Raw genomic sequence first — 386 nt, 5'->3', positions numbered from 1 at the left:
CGTGAAAAGCGCTGGAGCGCCACCGGCGCGGCAGGCAAGGGCGGCAGCGACAAGCGGCCCTTCACGCTGTCCCAGTTGTTCCGCGAACCGGAGGCTCGTCGCCGTACGTTCGTCACGCTGTTGCTTTCGGTGGTCACCACCGTCGGCTGGTGGGCGATCTCGAGCTGGCTGCCGACCTTCACCATCGGACTCGCCAAGGAACAAGGTCTGGCCAACCCGGCCGGCTGGGGCTCGAAGATCACGATTCTTTACACGGTTGGCGCCATTGTTGCCTATATGGCCGCCGGCTTCATCGTTGACGCCATTGGCCGCCGCCGCTTCCTGTTCCTGACGTTCCTGGGCTCACTGGCGACGACCTACGTGACCTACGCGATGACGACCTCGGT

1 pseudogene is annotated in these 386 nt (G+C 64.5%); it reads left to right on the top strand.

Annotated elements, in window-relative coordinates:
- Positions 1–386: pseudogene (locus I6F21_RS38530) on the top strand (MFS transporter); the annotation flags it as partial.

The sequence above is a fragment of the Bradyrhizobium sp. NBAIM03 genome (assembly GCF_020194055.1).
Taxonomy (GTDB): domain Bacteria; phylum Pseudomonadota; class Alphaproteobacteria; order Rhizobiales; family Xanthobacteraceae; genus Bradyrhizobium; species Bradyrhizobium yuanmingense.
The sequence above is the reverse complement of the archived record's forward strand: the minus strand, read 5'-3'. Positions and strand labels throughout refer to the sequence as shown.